The sequence below is a fragment of the Okeania sp. SIO2C9 genome, assembly GCF_010672455.1.
GTDB lineage: Bacteria > Cyanobacteriota > Cyanobacteriia > Cyanobacteriales > Microcoleaceae > Okeania.
Genome location: NZ_JAAHGO010000028.1, coordinates 57,245 through 76,588 on the forward strand (window position 1 = coordinate 57,245; position 19,344 = coordinate 76,588).

Genomic DNA, 19,344 nt, shown 5'->3' on the forward strand with positions numbered 1-19,344 from the left:
AAGACACTATGTATAGAGTCCAGCAACTATTTGACAATAGTTACAAGTACTATATATAGCGTATGTGCGTAAGTCCTATAAATTTTATGTTAAGCAATTAATTTAATATTGTAATGGTATAGACAGTGGGAGCATCTTGCTCCCGTTCTCAGTCAGGGATGGGGCGAGTTTATCTAAATTTTATGTTGAGCAATTAATTTAATATTGTAATGGTATAGACAGTGGGAGCATCTTGCTCCCGTTCTCAGTCAGGGATGGGGCGGGTTTATCTAAATTTTATGTTGAGCAATTAAGAATAGGGCGGAACCCGCCCCTACTATTGCCACATTTTAAAGCAAAACTGCTGTATATCAAATTAAGCTGCCATAAGCAACACATAAATAATTCAAATTATTGGCCAAACAAAAATATTAATATTTGTATGGAACTTAATATAAAATTAACTATTAATTAAATAAAGTAGCAAGTTATTTATCAAAATCTCGCAAAAAGAAAAATAATGCTATCAAATGACTTTCTAGAAACAGTTTGGTTAATACCTTGCTATGCCATCATCGGCGCAGTTTCAGCCATACCATGGTCTCCCGGAATTATTAAACGCACTGGGCCAAGACCAGCAGGTTATATTAATCTGATTATGACCTTCATCGCTTTCTTACATGGCTTAATCGCTCTATCAGTAGCTTGGAATCAACCAAATCAAGAATTATTAATACCTTGGCTAGATGTGGCCGGGCTAAATATCACCATTTCCCTAGAAATATCTACCCTCACTATTGGGGCGACTATATTAATTACTGGTCTTAATCTTCTGAGCCAGATTTACGCGATCGCCTATATGGAAATGGATTGGGGATGGGCACGTTTCTACTCCCTACTGGCATTGTTTGAAGCTGGAATGTGTGCCTTAGTTTTGTGCAATTCCCTATTCTGGAGTTACATCGTTCTAGAAATTCTCACTCTGGGTACATATTTATTAGTGGGGTTGTGGTTTAGTCAACCATTAGTAGTGACAGGAGCAAGAGATGCTTTCCTGACAAAACGGGTGGGAGACTTATTTTTGCTCATGGGAGTAGTTGCTTTATTACCTCTAGCAGGAACTTGGAATTATACAGAGTTAGCTGAGTGGGCAAAAACTGCAAACATTGCTCCTACAACTGCTACCTTATTAAGTCTGACTTTAATTGCCGGACCTCTGGGTAAATGCGCTCAGTTTCCCCTACATCTGTGGTTAGATGAAGCAATGGAAGGACCAGTGCCAAGTACTATTTTACGGAATTCGGTGGTGGTAGCGGTCGGAGCGTGGGTGTTGATTAAAGTGCAACCTGTTTTAGCTTTATCTCCTGTTGCTTCCACAGTAATGATTGGAGTGGGAGTGTTTACAGCGGTTTGTGCTTCTTTAATTGCTATTGCCCAAATCGATATTAAGCGATCGCTTTCTTATTCGGTGAGTACTTACATGGGTTTGGTATTTATCGCTGTGGGAACTGGTCAAGACGAAACTGCTTTGATGTTGTTATTTACATACGCTTGTGCGATGGCGTTGTTGGTAATGAGTACGGGTGGGGTAATTTTAAACTGTGTCAGTCAAGACTTGACTCAATATGGTGGTTTGTGGTCTCGTCGCCCCATTACGGGAATTTCTTATTTAGTGGGTGCTGTTGGTTTAGTTGCTTTGCCTCCTTTGGGTAGTTTCTGGGTACTGTTGCAAATGACAGATTATTTGTGGAGTAGTCAACCTTGGTTAGTAGATGTGTTGTTGTTGGTGAATGGGTTCACTGCTTTTAGTATTATTCGGGAGTTTGGTTTAATTTTTTGCGGTAAACCTAAACAAATGACCGAGCGATCTCCTGAAGGTTTATGGTCTTTGGTTTTGCCGATGACTATTTTGGCTGGTTTTACGTTGCACGTTCCTCTGTTGTTGGGGCAATGGCAACTACTACCGGATATCGCGACTATTAATAAAACTGTTGCTGGTTTATTATTTTTATCCAGCGTGCTTGGTTTTGGTATTGGTGGTTTGATTTATTTAAATGATAAGTGGGAGAAACCAATTAAGTTTCCTTTCCCAGCAATACAAGACTTTTTTGCCTACGATTTTTACACTGTAAAACTGTATAGAATTACTATTGTTTTTGTGGTGGGTTTGGTATCAAGAATTATTTCTTGGGTTGACCGCTATCTTGTGGATGGTGTAGTTAATTTTGTGGGTTTAGCTACTGTATTTGGTGGTCAAGGTTTAAAATATAATGTTTCTGGTCAGTCTCAGTTTTATGTATTGACAATTTTGATTGGTATGACTCTATTATTAAGTTGGTTAGTAGTAGGTTTATTTTGAAAAGCGGTCAGCATTTCAGCAATCAGCTATCAGCTATATATAGGGAGGGGGAATACCATTTGTAGGGAGCAAATGGTGGTTTAAAAGTAAATTTGCGTAATTGATTAAAAAGCCGTTTGCGTAGCATTCAGTAGGAAGAGCTGACCGCATAGTCAAAAATAACTGTAATGCTTGGCTTGAATTTTTGAAATATTTAAGCCTGCCATAAAGCTGATTTAACAGCGGGTTAATTTACGGAAAAATTTCAATCATTTCCATGGATAATCTGTAGATTACACTTAAAAATTACCTGTGGGTTGTAGTAGACTAAAATTTTGAGATGTTGAATCTAATTTGATTTAGTATTCAGTAAATTTACAGGAAAAAATCTCAATCAATTATTTAGGGAAATCATCCATAGATGACAGTCAAAAATGGCGTTGCATAAATGCGGAATGCGGGTTTTAATAGTTTTGTGGAATGGGCATATTGCCCGTTACTGATATTTTTTAGTAGCCAGGATACCCACCCCACTGATATTCATCCCGCTTCTCAGCAATGGCCAAAAATCACTCTGGTGGTTGGTTAATATTTGGGAAATTTTTAAGCTGATAGTTAACCTGATTTAGCAGGGGGTTAATTTGAGGAAAATATCTCAATTATTGGAATAAATAATCTGTAGATGACACTCATAATTAACCTGATTTAACAGTCACTTAATTTCCAGAAAAATATCAATTATTCCCACGAATAATCTGTATATGATACAGAAAAATCAGGGGTTTTCTCAGATATAAATTTTGAGATGTTGAATTTAGTCTGATGATGGAACTGATTTAGCAATGGGTTGATTGGAGGAAAAATTTCAATCAATAATGTTCAGAAAATTCTCTGTAGATAACGCTCAAAAATAACTCTGGTGGTTGGTTAATATTTGGGAAATTTTTAAGCTGATAGTTAACCTGATTTAGCAGGGGGTTAATTTGAGGAAAATATCTCAATTATTGGGAGCAATAATCTATAGATGATACGGAACAATCAGGAGTTTTCTCAGATATAAATTTTGAGATGTTGAATCTAATCTGATTTAGTATTGGGTTGATTTACGGGAAAAATTCAATCAATGATGTTCAGAAAATTCTCTGTAGATGACACTCAAAAATAACTCTGGTCGTTGGCTAATATTTTTGAAATGTTTAAGCTGATTTAGCAGTGAGTTAATTTACGGGAAAACTTCAATTATTCCGTGAATAATCTGTAGATGATACTAAAAAATCACCCGTTGTTTGTACTAGACTAAAATTTTGAGATGTTGAATCTAATCTGATTTAGTAGTGGGTTGATTTACGGGAAAAATTCAATCAATGATGTTCAGAAAATTCTCTGTAGATGACACTCAAAAATAACTCTGGTCTTTGGCTAATATTTTTGAAATGTTTAAGCTGATTTAGCAGTGAGTTAATTTACGGGAAAATCTCAATTATTCTGATGAATAATCTGTAGATGATACTGAAAAATCAGGGGTTTTACTAGACTAAAATTTTGAGATGTTGAATCTAATCTGATTTAGCAGTGAGTTAATTTACGGGAAAATCTCAATTATTCTGATGAATAATCTGTAGATGATACTGAAAAATCAGGGGTTTTACTAGACTAAAATTTTGAGATGTTGAATCTAATCTGATTTAGCAGTGAGTTAATTTACGGGAAAACTTCAATTATTCCGTGAATAATCTGTAGATGATACTGAAAAATTACCCGTTGGTTTTACTAGACTAAAATTTTGAGATGTTGAATCTAATCTGATTTAGTATTGGGTTGATTTACGGGAAAAATTTCAATCAATGATGTTCAGAAAATTATCTGTAGATGACACTCAAAAATAACTCTGGTCTTTGGCTAATATTTTTGAAATGTTTAAGCTGATTTAGCAGTGAGTTAATTTACGGGAAAATCTCAATTATTCTGATGAATAATCTGTAGATGATACTGAAAAATCAGGGGTTTTACTAGACTAAAATTTTGAGATGTTGAATCTAATCTGATTTAGTAGTGGGTTAATTTACGGGAAAATCTCAATTATTCCGTGAATAATCTGTAGATGATACTAAAAAATCACCCGTTGTTTGTACTAGACTAAAATTTTGAGATGTTGAATCTAATCTGATTTAGTAGTGGGTTGATTTACGGGAAAAATTTCAATCAATGATGTTCAGAAAATTATCTGTAGATGACACTCAAAAATAACTCTGGTCTTTGGCTAATATTTTTGAAATGTTTAAGCTGATTTAGTAGTGAGTTAATTTACGGGAAAACTTCAATTATTCCGTGAATAATCTGTAGATGATACTAAAAAATCACCCGTTGTTTGTACTAGACTAAAATTTTGAGATGTTGAATCTAATCTGATTTAGTAGTGGGTTGATTTACGGGAAAAATTTCAATCAATGATGTTCAGAAAATTATCTGTAGATGACACTCAAAAATAACTCTGGTCGTTGGCTAATATTTTTGAAATGTTTAAGCTGATTTAGCAGTGAGTTAATTTACGGGAAAATCTCAATTATTCCGTGAATAATCTGTAGATGATACTGAAAAATCACCCGTTGTTTGTACTAGACTAAAATTTTGAGATGTTGAATCTAATCTGATTTAGCAGTGAGTTAATTTACGGGAAAATTTCAATTATTCTGATGAATAATCTGTAGATGATACTGAAAAATCACCCGTTGTTTGTACTAGACTAAAATTTTGAGATGTTGAATCTAATCTGATTTAGCAGTGAGTTAATTTACGGGAAAATTTCAATTATTCTGATGAATAATCTGTAGATGATACTGAAAAATCACCCGTTGTTTGTACTAGACTAAAATTTTGAGATGTTGAATCTAATCTGATTTAGCAGTGAGTTAATTTACGGGAAAAATTCAATCAATGATGTTCAGAAAATTATCTGTAGATGACACTCAAAAATAACTTCGGTCGTTGGCTAATATTTTTAAAATGTTTAAGCTGATAATTAACCTGATTTAGCAGTGAGTTAATTTACGGGAAAACTTCAATTATTTTGATTTGTAATTGTTTTAGGATTTTGTAACTGGTCAGTTATTTCCGCCATCCTGCGCTAGGAAACGGGGAACAGGGAATACAGGAATAAATAGTGAGGTACAGTTTTAAAATTATAGCAATGAGCTTCAGGTATTTACAATGTCCAGCTCACAGGACAATCTAGAAAAGGTGTACAAAAAATAATGTGTAAATATGCCAGCGCACATTGCTATAATATCTTTTTCCCTACTCCCTACTCCCTACTTCCTACCCCCTAAAATCCTAAAACTCCCTACTCCCTAAAGTCCTAAAATTTTCTACCTCATAAACCCCAAAACTGCTATAAAAATCTATGTCATGGCAGGCTATTATTTTAATTAGTTTGACTCTCTGATTAAGCTGGTTAATAATAAATTGTTATGAGGCAAAACTTTCAATCATCCCCATGAATAATTCCCACATCAAAATCAAAAATCTATGTCGTACTAAATTCAAATTTAATTAACAGAAAAATCACATAAAATCATGCTCAGTGTTTTAATTATAATCCCAATTTTAGGGGCAGCTTTAGTCGGATTTTTTCCAGGAAAAATTACCGATGAAAAATTACGAAAAATTACCTTAGCAATTGCCCTATCTCTAATAGCTTGGACTGTAGAAATTGCCATTAAATTTAACCTAAATAATCCAGGTTTACAATTTCAAGAACATTTTACCTGGATTCCCCAATTAGGTTTAACCTATAATCTTGGTATAGATGGTTTATCCCTACCATTACTCGCCCTAAATTCCTTACTAACATTCATCGTAGTTTATGGATATGGTAATAATGTTGATCGCCCGCGATTATACTACCCCTTAATTTTGTTAGTAAATGCTGGAATAGCAGGTGCTTTTCTCTCCGCAAACCTATTATTATTCGTTCTATTTTATGAACTAGAATTAATCCCCATCTATTTATTAATAGCAATTTGGGGTAGTAAAAAACGAGGTTATGCAGCAACCAAATTTCTCATCTATACAGCAGTATCCGGAATTTTGATATTAGCAGGATTTTTAGGAATAACTTGGTTAAGCAATTCTCCTAGTTTTGATTATGACCTAATCTCCACCCAAGGACTATCCCTAAAAACCCAACTTATATTATTAACCATTCTATTAGTAGGATTCGGCATTAAAATTCCATTAGTACCTTTACACACTTGGTTGCCAGATGCTTATGTCGAATCATCTCCCCCTGTCACAATTCTTCTAGGTGGAATATTAGCAAAACTAGGCACTTATGGACTATTGCGTTTTGCCTTAGGATTATTTCCCGAAACTTGGCAAATAGTCGCCCCTGGAATGGCAATAATTGGTACTTTTAGCGTCTTGTATGGAGCATTAGCAGCGATCGCTCAACAAGACATAAAACGGATGGTGGCCTACAGTTCGATTGGCCACATGGGTTATATTGTGGTTGCTGCTGCGGCCAATACACCTTTGAGTTTAGTGGGAGCTATTTCTCAAATGGTTGCTCACGGTTTAATTTTAGCGATTCTATTTCACCTGGTGGGTGTGGTGGAGAGCAAAGTTGGCACTCGCGAATTATCTGTTTTGAATGGTTTGATGAGTCCTGTGCGTGGTTTACCTTTTACGAGCGCTTTATTAATTATGGGTGGAATGGCAAGTGCAGGTATTCCGGGAATGGTTGGTTTTGCTGCTGAGTTTCTGGTATTTCAGGGTAGTTTTTCGGTGTTTCCTATTCCTACTCTTTTGTGTATTATTGCTAGTGGTTTAACTGCTGTTTATTTTGTGATTTTGTTAAACCGTACTTGTTTCGGCAAATTAGATAATGATACAGCTTATTATCCTAAAGTGATTTGGTCTGAACGTACCCCTGCTTTAGTATTAGCAGTAGTGATTTTCTTTTTAGGAATTCAACCTACTTGGTTAGTGCGCTGGAGTGAAGCAACTTCCAATTTTTTAGTGACTAATTCTTCTATAGAAATTCAAAAGTCAAAAGTCAAAAGTCAAAAATTAGCTAGTTTGATAAATACAGCAGATATTAATTTCCTGGAGTACAGAAATTAGGTTTTTTTGTCAGATATAAAAACTCTGTAAGAATATTTCTCAAAATTCCTACTAATATCAAGTTTGGATAATTATAATGCAGTTGGTTGGGTTAAGCGCTAGCGCAACCCAACAACAATAATTATATTTGTTGGGTTTATCCTCTGAATAAGCTCCACTAAGGTGGACTCAACCCAACCTAAAAATTTCTACAAAGTGCCAAATTTTTATGATTTCCATTTAAGCAAACATGATATAACACCTAATACCTACCAGCTAAAACATCAAAAATTATGACACAAACAAAAACAAAACTTTTCCTATGAATTTGCCGAAATTAATTTCCCGTCTCGAAGTAGCGAAACCCAACAGATACAAACTCAAACTTAATGTGCGAATAATTATTTATAATACCGTAGGTTGGGTTAAGCGCTAGCGCAACCCAACAAATATAATTATAGTTGTTGGATTTATCCTCCGAATAAGCTTCAACCAAATCTACAAAGTGCTACAAAGTGCCAAATTTTTATGATTTTCATTGAATCAAACATGATATAACACCTAACACCTAAAACCTCAAAAATTATGACACAAATAATAATAAAACTTCCCCCCTTCCAACATGAATTTGCCGAAATTAATTTCCCGTCTCGAAGTAGCGAAACCCAACAGATACAAACTCAAACTTAATGTGCGAATAATTATTTATAATACCGTAGGTTGGGTTAAGCGCTAGCGCAACCCAACAAATATAATTATAGTTGTTGGATTTATCCTCCGAATAAGCTTCAACCAAATCTACAAAGTGCTACAAAGTGCCAAATTTTTATGATTTCCATTTAAGCAAACATGATATAACACCTAACACCTACCACCTAAAACATCAAAAATTATGACACAAACAAAAACAAAACTTTTCCTATGAATTTGCCGAAATTAATTTCCCGTCTCGAAGTAGTGAAACCCAACAGATACAAACTCAAACTTAATGTGCGAATAATTATTTATAATACCGTAGGTTGGGTTAAGCGCTAGCGCAACCCAACAAAAATAATTATATTTGTTGGGTTTATCCTCCGAATAAGCTCCACTAATGCGGACTCAACCAAATCTACAAAGTGCTACAAAGTGCCAAATTTTTATGATTTTCATTGAAGCAAACATGATATAACACCTAACACCTAAAACCTCAAAAATTATGACACAAACAAAAACAAAACTTCCCCCCTTCCAACATGAATTTGCCGAAATTAATTTCCCGTCTCGAAGTAGCGAAACCCAACAGATACAAACTCAAACTTAATGTGCGAATAATTATTTATAATACCGTAGGTTGGATTAAGCGCTAGCACAACCCAACAAATACAATAATTGTTGTTGGATTTATCCTCAGGATAAGCTCCACTAATGCGGACTCAACCAAATCTACAAAGTGCTACAAAGTGCCAAATTTTTATGATTTTCATTGAAGCAAACATGATATAACACCTAACACCTAAAACCTCAAAAATTATGACACAAACAAAAACAAAACTTCCCCCCTCTCAACATGAATTTGCCGAAATTATTCACCGCCTCGAAGCAGGTGGAGCAATGCTACCAGATACCCCAGAAAACCTAATGCAAATTATCGGTATTTATAAAGCTTATGCAGTACCAATGGATTTCTATTGGCGTGACTTACTTTATATTGCCGAACGAGTATTTTTAAACCCCTTACCCTTCTTTAAATACTTCCTACCAAAAGAATATTTAGAACTTCATAATCACTATGCAGGTGATGATGCAGACTTGCGAGTTTGGCGTGGAGAAGCAACAGCTCATCCTGAACTTTTAGCATTTATTGAAAAGGGAGAAAGTGGCAAAAAATCAAAATTATTACATCACTTATGGCATGACAGAATTAATATGGAATTTGCCGAAGCTTGTATGCGGGCAATGTTTTGGCATCGGGAAATGGGAGGTAAATTTGACCCTTATTTAGATACTCCTGAATATAAGGCTGCAGCGGATAAAGCAATTAAAGCTTATTTTAAAGGAAATCCTGTAATGTTAGGTCTGTATAAACTATTCCCAGAAATGTTTATCGAACAGGTCAGACAACTTTCTTATTACAGTAATCTTGGTTTGTTTTGGGAAGTAATGGCTGCTGTTTTTTTTGAAATGTTTGATTTATATAATGAAGGGAAATTAACCAGCGTTCCAGAAGCAATGAATTTTCTAGTAAATGGAATTTTTGCTGTAGCAAATCGCCCGATTTATCATCATGTTTATATTCGAGGTGAGTTACATGAAATTATTCCCAAATCTTGTGGTTTTACTTGGTTATTTGAAGCTGCTTTACCTTATGTAGAAGCTGTCTTTTATCGTACTGCACCTTTCCGTGGAACAAAATCTTATAATGCTCAGGCAAAACAAGTACCAGAAAATCAAAAAGACTTTCATTATGGCATTCTTTATGCAGATGTTTTTCCCGTGGGAAATGCTGGTATTCCTCCCACATTATTAATGCAGGATATGCTGCATTTTTTACCATCATTTTTAGTTGATTATTACAAACAATATTGTCGGGGCGAAGATGATATGTTGATTCAGTTAGGAATTACTTTTCAACGTTCAATGTATTGTGTAACTTCAGCAGTTATTCAAGCATTAAGACAGGCAACATTACATCCTTTAGATGACCCAGACCTAGAACATTTAAAAGCAAATCGTGCATTTTTTGAAGAGCAATTAGATAGATTTAAGCGCCCAGAAGCTCGGTTGCGAGATATTCAGCGTCAAGATTATCGTTAATATAATTAGGGTTTGCGCTTCACTAGTCTTTTAGTAGGAGTAGAAGACAGCTATACTGGAGAAAAGGGAATGAGCGAGGTGGTAGGATTCAATAATTAATAATTAATAATTAATAATTAATAATTAATTATTACCTCGAAGCGTGAAAATGGAATTGATTGACAAAAAGAGGATTTTTACCTTAATTATTCGGATTTGAATTGTCAATTTGGGATTGTTCTGCCCAACTATGAGCCTAAAATGCGCTCCATGCATGAGCGTTTTAGACGTGATACCAGGCACTGCAATTCGATTCCAAAAAGGCTAAAACCTTTATCTGTAAATACTTTTAGATTTAATCAGCAAGCCCTAATTAGGTAAGGAGTCAGGAGTTATACCGTTTCACTGAAGTCAGATAGGGGAGCCGTCGGATTAGCGACGTACAGAAGCCAGAAATCATAAGTCATAAGTCAGATTTGATCGACTGAAAACTTTGATAAGACCATAGTTTCAGGCAATTATTTGACATTTAAAGTTGGAAACTATTTGTGACATCCCTAAAGTGAATTGCTATTACCAAGTGACAATTTTAGGATGAAAGTTGAACGAAAAACCTTAAATTTCCTTGGCCAATTATCCAGAAATTATGAACAATTTCAGCAACTTTCTCAAGAAAATTGTCTGTATTCCTTGTAGCCTTGTAGACGGAAATAGGTTAACCTATTAACGCCTAGTCCTATAAAAGAAAAAGATGACCATGAAACCAAATTTCTTTGCACTTTTAATCGTATCTGCAGTAACCACAATGGCTGGTTGCACGAACCCTCAATCTACGCCAATAGTACAATCTGCGCCATGCGAAAATCCTGTCACAGAAAACGATGTTCTAGCTGCACAGCAAAGCTGGGGTGAAGCGATTGTCGCCATTGGCAAGGCAGAAAACCCACAAGCAGAAGCACAAAGTACTCTTGACAGACTTTATGGTTATGATCTTGGTACGGTTTTGTTCAAACCTACACTGGCCAGCGATGATCCGTTCAGAGGCACGGAGAAAGAGGCTTTGTCTTATTTTGTCGGCGGCAGCATCAGCGAAGATGAAGGTTTTGCTCTTGCACCCTTTAACAATGTGCGCTTTGAGAATGAAGGAATTATTACCCAGTGCAATACAGCAACCTCGATGGGTGAGTATTTTTTCACCAAAGCAGACGGTAGCGAGATCAAGGTAGAATATACTTTTGGTTATGTTCGTGATGAAAACGGCGATCTGAAAATCAATCTGCACCATTCATCTCTGCCGTATCAACCGCAATAAGGGCGATCGGTAGTAACGGTCGATGGAATTGCCCGTAGTTGCACGAACCTTCGAACTACCCCTAGTTCGAGAAGCCGGAAATATTGTGACTCTAGAAGAAACGGGTAGTATAGAATACAGTACTTTCGTATTAGGTTCAAAAGTGTTAATGGTACTAGGGCATGAAAATTGTGGGCACTAAAAACAGCTATGGAAGGTAAACCTGTTCCTGGTCAAATTGGCAGTATAATTTCTGCTATTAGACCTGCTGTAGAAATTGCTAAAGGTAAAGCTGGATCTCCTGTAGAAAATGCTGTTAAAGCTAATGTAATGGAGCAAATAAAAATTATCAATTTTTCTCCAGCTATTACCCAGTTAGTTCAGGAAAACAAATTAAAAATTGTAGGTGGTTATTACGATCTAGATCGAGGAAAAGTGTATTTGATTAGTTAAAAGACATAGAAAAATCTGCATTACTTTTATTTGCCTGTATTTTCTGTTTCTTAACAAAGTGAGAGTAATAAAATGTCCTGTCCTTAATTACTTTTTTTTCAACAGACATTTGTATAAAGTCTTTGCTGTCTCAAATTCAAGAGAAGTAATGTTATACTCATAGTAATTCTGCAATATTATCGTTAATAACTTTGAAAAAGGATGCTGATTTAGTATCCTTTTTTTAGTTGAGCTGTATTTCCGATGTTTGATTATTTATGAGATGATCAATTTACTCTTTTTCCTCTCTCAGTTAGATATTTTTGAAGATGCTCCTCTGATGTTACCCAAGCCTTTAAGTTTGCATCCCAACAAAACTTTATTTTATTCCTAATTCTCAGAGTATGAATTCTCTGAAAAGATACTCCTAGAAGTCTAGCTACATTAGTTTGAGTGAATTTATCTTTCATAGTTGATAGGGTTGATAGGTTAGTTTATATTGCGATGTTTTGGAATAAATCTAAAAGTTACATCTATAAATAATGACCTATTCAGGTATTGTAGATGTTCTAATATCATCATAAATAGTAAAAACCAATGCTTCAACAGCAGTCTTACTGAACTTTAATGATTTTTATGTGTATTCAAAAATTATATTTACCCTAGAGAATTTACTCATATACTACACTAAAATACCCAGTTAAGCTTTTTCTATTATATTTTTTTGTCTGATTTTATAGTTACTCATGCTAGTATTGAACTAATACCAATTCCTACTTATGAAAGAAAATTATAATTTTTTCCTGCTCTGTTGAAGTAAAAAATAATATATTTTGCTGCTTGAAATCTTTAATCAAAATAGAAGCTAATCCATGGTTTCAAAGAGTAGATATAGCAGAAGGAAGAAGAAATGTTGTCTGAGCTTTAAGCTTTTGATATGTCCTCAGCTTTCCTGAGATTGCTATATTTCGGAAAAATACCTGTATTAAGTCGCAAACTACTGTCAGGTGCCCAATAGTCTAATAATATTTGCTATACATCCTTCTTTCCTACTATCAATTAAGGTGTTCCTTTCATTCCATAGATATAAATCTAGATTTAGCATTCCTTAGTACAGTTGTGTAAAAATACAGCGTATTTCATATTAGTCAGGTACACCAGTAACGGGCAAGATGCCCGCACTACAAAGACTTTACCATTCTTATTTGTACCTCATTTACCTGAAATCTGCTGTATCTGGCAAAAAGGGAATAGGCAGGGACTAGAGAAAAAGGCATAGGGAACTAGAGATAAGAGTTTCAGACTTTCGAGCTATTTTTGATTCTTTACAAACGATTTAGGATTGCTATTATAGTGTCAACTTTTGTGACAATTTTCTCTATCTTCACAAGTTCTTCATATTTATAGATTACCTTAATTAGCAAGGTTAGCAACTTGACCTAAAAGCTGAGATATAAATATCAAATTTGCATTTGGAGATAAGAGAAATGCAATCAGTTTATATAATTCTATTAACTCTTTCTGCGAGTTCTGCATTAATTTATAAGCACACCTCTGAAGACATATCCTTTGTTTTAGCTATATTAACGGGATTAATAAGTTTATTCTGGGGTTTTGCTTGCTCTCCATTAATTTTTCAGCTTTTCATAGTGCTTAGTTTATTTTGTTTTTACAAAGTTTACTCACTAGATAGCGAAGATATAAGTTAATTAAAAGAAGCTTATTTCAAGTTTTTTAACACAATTTTTATGATTTTTGTAGCTGAACCTATCTATATAGATACAAGGCTTCAATAATTTAGTCTGATTTTAATTACCCTGATAAAATCATCAGTTATTTGTTATGGGTTTGTTGTTAAATCTTGTCATATTTTTCAAATAAATGAGGTATATTATGCATACTTGTCCTTGTTGCTCTACAACATTACTACGCCATGCACGTCATAATAGTATTTACTGGTATTGTCCACGATGTCGAGAAGAAATGCCTGACTTAGAATTAATGTTATTAACTCGTTCTCAAGTATTTCAGCCTCGTGGAGACTGGTTAAGTACTCGTAAACAAAACTCTAGAGTATTAATAAATGTCCCAGCATAGATTATTTCCATCCGCTGAAAAACCTTTTTTGTTTGTAAATACTATTAAGGAAAGAAAAGGAGTCTTTTTGAGGCTTCTTATTTTTTTCAGTAGGAAAGTTGAAAATTATAATATAAATTTAAAAAAAGAATGTTATATGAATATAGATTAATATTACAAATAATCAAAAGAATGTTACGAATAATTTGAGTAATTAAAAGACTTTTTTGGAGATGTCTTTTTGACTAAAAAGATAAGTTTCGACCTAAAAAATGATATAGAAGCCATTCCCATAGGACTCCTGACTCGGTCCTTCCCCTCCTGGGAGGGGCGCGCTGGTGGGTTGACTTCTAAAAAATAACCTCGCTATTTGTAGCAAATATTGATCAAACAGGTATAATACCTTCCTGCCATAGCTTAGAATAACTGTACTATCAATTTAAGAGTAAGGCATGGGAACTATTTGGGAACTAGACTTTTACAGTCGTCCAATACTTGATGAAAGACAAAAAAAACTCTGGGAACTCTTAATATGCGAAAGTCCCCTAGATATTAATCATCCTACAGACTCTTTGTATCGTTACTCTGAGTTTACAAGTAACCAAGAAGTAAACTCAATTTGGCTACGGAGCGCCATTGAAAAAGCGATCGCTGATGCTCCAGAAGCACCTCAAAAAATTCGCTTCTTCCGCCGTCAAATGAACAACATGATTACCAAAGCTTGTGCAGAAATGGCCATACCTGCAGTTCTAAGTCGTCGCACCTACACACTCAACCAGTGGCTACAACAACGAATGGAAGAAGTTTATCCCACTTATTCTAGTTATCAAGCAGGAACAAATCCTTCAATTCAATACATGAGTCCCGCACCACAGCCTCTACCAGATGCCTTAATTGGAGAAAAATGGGCATTTGTTAGTTTAGAAGTTGAGGCTTTTGCAGAAATGTCAGAGTGGGACATTGATTTTGAAGAAGCTTTCCCCCTGAGCATGATGGGTCTTGCACCCAATTTACAGATTCCAGGTTTAATTATTTATTCATCTAGGGCAAAACCTTTAGCCGCTTGGATGTCAGGATTAGAATTAGCTTTTGTCAAATTTAATTTAGGTCCTCCAGCTAGATTACTACTAGAAACTGGGGGTAATGACTGTTGGATTTTAGCTAATCTGGCTAATTCATCAACTATTGAGGAGGCTAAAAGATTTTCCGAAGCAAAGTCGAAAGTCAAACAAGTTCATTTTCTAGCTGTACAGTCAAATCCAGAATCTGAATCATTTGCTGGTTTTTGGTTGCTGCAAGAAATTAATATCTAGTTAAGTTTTGGGTACTGGACGTTGGTAAAATCCTACTAACAACTCTATTGTCCAAAATCATAAATCCCAAACAGAATTTTATGACCCAATTAGCAGAACAACTGCTAGAAGTAGCTGCCAAAGCAGGAGCTGAGGCAGCAGAGGTATTTCAAGCCCGATCGCACTCCCGGCCCGTATTTTTTGAAAGCAATCGACTCAAACAACTAGAAAGCACTCAGTCAGAGGGTATAGCGCTCCGACTTTGGCGAAATGGATGTCCAGGAATAGCTGTAGCTCATGGGCCAGTGGAACCTAAAGCTTTAGTAGAACTTGCCCTGTCTATAAGTAGTCTTAATCAACCAGAATATATTGAACTATCCTCGAAAGCGAAAAATCGATATTATCCTAACCAAGGAATATCTATATCAGTCGAACAACTTGTAACTTGGGGAAAAGAAGCGATCGCATTAATTCGAGAAGTTTATCCAGATGTGATTTGTCATGGAGAATGGGACTGCGAAATTGAATCTACTCGTTTAGTTAATTCCCTGGGACTAGATTGTCATCATATAGATACAACCCTTAGTGGTTATGTAGAAACTGATTGGGTCAGAGGTGATGACTTATTAAATATATCTGATGGCCAAATTCAGCGAAATAGCCTTGACCCGAGGAAAGTAGCAAATCGAATCTTGCAACGATTAGATTGGGCACAAAAAAATGTGACACCCCCTAGAGGTAGAGTACCTATTTTATTTACGGCTAAAGCTGCAGATTTATTATGGGGTACTTTCTCTGCTGCTTTGAATGGCAAACAAGTGTTGGAAGGTGCTTCTCCTTGGAGCGATCGCTTGGGGGAAGTAGTGACTAACAAACATATTACTATTTCCCAAGAACCAGAGGAAGGACCGTTTAGTTGTCCTTTTGATGATGAGGGTATTCCTGCCCGCTCTATAGTATTTATTCAAAACGGCGTTTTACAATTGTTTTATACAGACCGAACTACTGGCAGATTATTGGGGAGTGGGACTACTGGTAATGGGTTCCGACCAGATTTAGGTAGCTACCCTACACCAGAATTATTTAATTTCATAGTTCAGCCAGGAGAGCGATCGCTAAAGGAATCAACTACTATGTTGGATGATGCAATTATAGTAGACCAAATTCTGGGTGGTGGTGCTGGTATTTCTGGTGACTTTTCGATTAATGTTGAACTTGGCTATCGTGTGAGAAAAGGTGAAATAGTTGGTAGAGTTAAAAATACGATGGTTGCTGGTAATGTCTATACAGCATTAAAGCAATTAGTAACATTGGGAAATGATGGCGAATGGAACGGTTCTTGTTATACTCCCCATGTAATTGTAGAAGGATTATCTACTATTAGCAGAATAGATTGAGTTACTTACACAATCATTAATAATTATTATTAGCTCTTAATTTTATTTTGATCGTAATATCATATCCGCTTAGTTAGCGATAAAAAATTTTATCCTGTCCTATACTTTCCTATACTTCTCGACCGAATAATTAAGGCTTAAAGCCTCTTATTTTTTAGCAGAAATAAATCAAAAAAATTATGTTCGCCAATCCTACCCGTTTTCAGAAAAGGTGATTATTAATTATTAATTGTTGAACTTCTTTCTCCCATTAGTCACTTATAAGTGGAACTTTAAGTTCTTCTCGGATTCGATATTAATCCTTCTTTTGTTAAATAGAGGATAAATCAACAATTCCTACATCCTATAATTTTTGTCTAGAAAACGATTTCCCCTTTTTGCCTCTAAAAAAATCTTTAACAAAAATATTAGCGAATAATTAAGGTTTAAAGCCTCTCCTTGGCTGCGCCGCGAGCTGTCCCTCTACAAGGAGAAACAGCGGTCGATCGCGACAGCGGAACGGAGTTCTCTCTTCGTAGCTTCCCCGTTGGGTGGGATGGCGCAGGAAACCTGCGCCATATCCAATCGACCAAGAGAAGAAAATTTTTTCATGATTAGTCAATTCTCTTCAATTCATGGAGAGGTAATAATGGCATTGGTTAGAGCATTTTGGTAGAAAGTATGGAAAAGTAACTGTAGCAGTTCCGCCACATAATACTAGCCAAAACTGTTCTAGTTGCGGTCAGACAGTCAAGAAGTCTCTATCAACTCGCACTCACATTTGTGATCATTGTGGGTTTGTAGAAGACAGAGACGTAAATGCAGCGTTGAATATTCTGCAAAAAGGACTTTCTACGGTGGGGCACACCGAAAGTAACGCTTGGGGAGACACACCCTCTAGTTCTGTAGGAGAAATCCTGCATGATTATGGTGAGTCATTGTTCGCGCAGCGTTGCGTCAGCAAACCAAGAATCCCCGTCGCGAAGAGCGCGGGGAGTGTCAAATCATGAAGCAGATTTGATATCAGGAAGAGAGAGAATCACAAAGATGAGCGTAGTTATGACGATTCGAGAATTTTCAGGACTTACGCAACAGCACTAATGATACTGGATAAATCTGGAATTATGACCAACTTATACGCTATATATAGCGGTACTTAGTAAGTTATGATTTTTTTTATCAAAATAATATGGGTCGCGCAACCCCGCCTTTTAAGGCGATCGGGTTTTTGGAGAGTTGCTCAAATCCCCTACTTCCCCTCCGGTGGAGGGGGAGGGGCTAGGGGTGGGTTAACTTCTGTACGTCGCCAATCCGACGGCTCCCCTATCTGACTTCTGACTTCTGACTTCTGACGCGCGTTAAGTCCAATCAAACGGATTTGATATCATTGGTCTTTTTTTTCAATATTTATTCCCTCTTCCTTCTTCGTTCTTAATTTGAATTAATTTTTCTGCTAATTGAATTGCTTCAACTTTAGTGGAAATTTTTCCCTCAGCTCGTGCTATTTTAATTTCTGTTAATAGTTGACCAATTATCGGACTTTTGGGTAATTTTAATACTGTAATTAAATCATTTCCGTTCAATAAAGGAGTGGGGTGAGCAACTTGGTCTTCTGGATTAATATAACGTTGAATTAAACAATCAATTTCTGTTATGGATATTCCTTTTCCTACTCCTACAACTGCTAAAGCAGGAAAATTTTTTCCTATTTCTTGAAATAAGAAAAATTGTTGCCTCACAGACATCTGAGAAATTTCTATTTCTGAGAGTTTAGCTAAACCTTTAATAACTGCCATCGTACTCCTAATTTCTGCATTGCTATACTTCAACCCCATCAATTCAACTTCCGCTTTTTCTGGATCGGAATTAACTAATATTGCTAATTTAGCGATCGCCAATAAAGAGGTTTTGACTGTATCGCGTACCCCCCTTGCTAACTCATCTTTTAACTGAGACCAATTTTTTCCTAATTCCTCTGCTACTATGTCTACTTGTTTTGCTATTTCCCAATTTTCTCCCGCAGTAGGAAAATAACTAGAAAGTAAACCATCTTTCCAAGCTTTTTCTATCCAAACCATACCTTGGGGATGACTCAATAAATAACCTAATTCTGTCTGCACTCTTTCTGGTGCAACTTGGGTCAGCAAAGGTGCAAACTCTCGAATAACTGTTTGAGTTTTTGGTGAAATAATAAAATCTAACTGCGCTGCTTGACGATATGCGCGTAATAGTCGGAGAGGGTCATCTCTGAGATTAGCAGATTTTACCATTCTAATGATACCATCTTGCAAATCCTTCAGAGCATTAAATAAATCTATCACCTCATCATTAAAAGGATTATAAGCGATCGCATTTATCGTAAAATCTCGTCGCCATAAGTCTTCTTCTAGACTATTACCTTCTATTTCAGCAAAATCAACTGTAGTCCCTTTAAATACCACCCTAGCAATTTTTCGTTCGGCATCCAATACCACAAACCCCGCTTGATACTGCTTCGCAATACTTCTGGCAATATTAACTGCTTGGTCGAGGATAATAAAATCTAAATCCAAATAATGACTTTTCCGCTTCAGCAAAGCATCTCGCACAGATCCACCGACCAAATAAACAGGTTGGGGCAACATTTCTCGGTCAAATGGCCAATTTTCCGGAGATAAAGCAGACAGGGAATTTATCGACATTGCT

11 protein-coding genes and 1 pseudogene are annotated in these 19,344 nt (G+C 35.8%); 11 read left to right on the forward strand and 1 reads right to left on the reverse strand.

Features of this window, described 5'->3' with window-relative positions; genetic code table 11:
- Positions 1–499: 499 nt before the first annotated feature.
- The 11 genes and pseudogenes from F6K23_RS21360 to F6K23_RS21405 form a co-directional block, all read left to right on the forward strand.
- Positions 500–2,338, forward strand: a complete 1,839-nt coding sequence (locus tag F6K23_RS21360; RefSeq protein WP_293159545.1) for an NAD(P)H-quinone oxidoreductase subunit F — start codon at positions 500–502, stop codon at positions 2,336–2,338.
- Positions 2,339–2,765: 427 nt separating this feature from the next.
- Positions 2,766–2,906, forward strand: a complete 141-nt coding sequence (locus tag F6K23_RS21365) for a hypothetical protein (RefSeq protein WP_293159547.1) — start codon at positions 2,766–2,768, stop codon at positions 2,904–2,906.
- 2,984 nt (positions 2,907–5,890) lie between these two features.
- On the forward strand, positions 5,891–7,438 hold the full coding sequence (locus F6K23_RS21370) for an NADH-quinone oxidoreductase subunit M (protein ID WP_293159549.1): 1,548 nt from the start codon (positions 5,891–5,893) through the stop codon (positions 7,436–7,438).
- A 1,491-nt stretch (positions 7,439–8,929) separates the two neighbouring features.
- Positions 8,930–10,213 (forward strand): CO2 hydration protein, encoded by a 1,284-nt coding sequence (locus tag F6K23_RS21375; RefSeq protein ID WP_293159551.1) that lies wholly within the window; start codon positions 8,930–8,932, stop codon positions 10,211–10,213.
- A gap of 736 nt (positions 10,214–10,949) precedes the next feature.
- The gene (locus tag F6K23_RS21380) at positions 10,950–11,504 is read left to right on the forward strand and encodes a hypothetical protein (protein WP_293159552.1); all 555 of its coding nucleotides are present in this window, start codon (positions 10,950–10,952) and stop codon (positions 11,502–11,504) included.
- 22 nt (positions 11,505–11,526) lie between these two features.
- The gene (locus tag F6K23_RS41980) at positions 11,527–11,685 is read left to right on the forward strand and encodes a carbonic anhydrase (protein ID WP_367267769.1); all 159 of its coding nucleotides are present in this window, start codon (positions 11,527–11,529) and stop codon (positions 11,683–11,685) included.
- The gene (locus F6K23_RS21385) at positions 11,673–11,936 is read left to right on the forward strand and encodes a carbonic anhydrase (RefSeq protein ID WP_293159554.1); all 264 of its coding nucleotides are present in this window, start codon (positions 11,673–11,675) and stop codon (positions 11,934–11,936) included. The genes F6K23_RS41980 and F6K23_RS21385 overlap by 13 nt, the downstream gene beginning before the upstream one ends.
- A 1,872-nt stretch (positions 11,937–13,808) precedes the next feature.
- A complete protein-coding gene (locus F6K23_RS21390) occupies positions 13,809–14,012 on the forward strand; it encodes a hypothetical protein (protein ID WP_293159556.1) in 204 nt (67 codons plus the stop codon).
- A 431-nt stretch (positions 14,013–14,443) separates the two neighbouring features.
- Positions 14,444–15,304, forward strand: coding sequence for a Tab2/Atab2 family RNA-binding protein (locus F6K23_RS21395; protein WP_293159558.1), 861 nt, complete (start codon positions 14,444–14,446; stop codon positions 15,302–15,304).
- Positions 15,305–15,384: 80 nt separating this feature from the next.
- The gene (locus tag F6K23_RS21400) at positions 15,385–16,680 is read left to right on the forward strand and encodes a TldD/PmbA family protein (RefSeq protein ID WP_293159560.1); all 1,296 of its coding nucleotides are present in this window, start codon (positions 15,385–15,387) and stop codon (positions 16,678–16,680) included.
- Between the two features lie 635 nt (positions 16,681–17,315).
- A pseudogene (locus tag F6K23_RS21405) lies at positions 17,316–17,669 on the forward strand (zinc ribbon domain-containing protein); the annotation flags it as partial.
- A gap of 390 nt (positions 17,670–18,059) precedes the next feature.
- Here the strand turns inward: F6K23_RS21405 and F6K23_RS21410 are convergent.
- Entirely contained in the window at positions 18,060–19,340 is a 1,281-nt protein-coding gene (locus F6K23_RS21410) for a CCA tRNA nucleotidyltransferase (protein ID WP_293159562.1), read from the reverse strand.
- Positions 19,341–19,344 lie beyond the last annotated feature (4 nt).

Bases quoted from the DNA above. Each gene is read 5' to 3' on its own strand.
- F6K23_RS21365 (WP_293159547.1), top strand. From the start codon at position 2,766: ATGCGGAATGCGGGTTTTAATAGTTTTGTGGAATGGGCATATTGCCCG.
- F6K23_RS21360 (WP_293159545.1), top strand. From the start codon at position 500: ATGCTATCAAATGACTTTCTAGAAACAGTTTGGTTAATACCTTGCTAT.
- F6K23_RS21380 (WP_293159552.1), top strand. From the start codon at position 10,950: ATGAAACCAAATTTCTTTGCACTTTTAATCGTATCTGCAGTAACCACA.
- F6K23_RS21395 (WP_293159558.1), top strand. From the start codon at position 14,444: ATGGGAACTATTTGGGAACTAGACTTTTACAGTCGTCCAATACTTGAT.
- F6K23_RS21410 (WP_293159562.1), bottom strand. From the start codon at position 19,340: ATGTCGATAAATTCCCTGTCTGCTTTATCTCCGGAAAATTGGCCATTT.
- F6K23_RS41980 (WP_367267769.1), top strand. From the start codon at position 11,527: ATGGAATTGCCCGTAGTTGCACGAACCTTCGAACTACCCCTAGTTCGA.
- F6K23_RS21400 (WP_293159560.1), top strand. From the start codon at position 15,385: ATGACCCAATTAGCAGAACAACTGCTAGAAGTAGCTGCCAAAGCAGGA.
- F6K23_RS21390 (WP_293159556.1), top strand. From the start codon at position 13,809: ATGCATACTTGTCCTTGTTGCTCTACAACATTACTACGCCATGCACGT.
- F6K23_RS21375 (WP_293159551.1), top strand. From the start codon at position 8,930: ATGACACAAACAAAAACAAAACTTCCCCCCTCTCAACATGAATTTGCC.
- F6K23_RS21370 (WP_293159549.1), top strand. From the start codon at position 5,891: ATGCTCAGTGTTTTAATTATAATCCCAATTTTAGGGGCAGCTTTAGTC.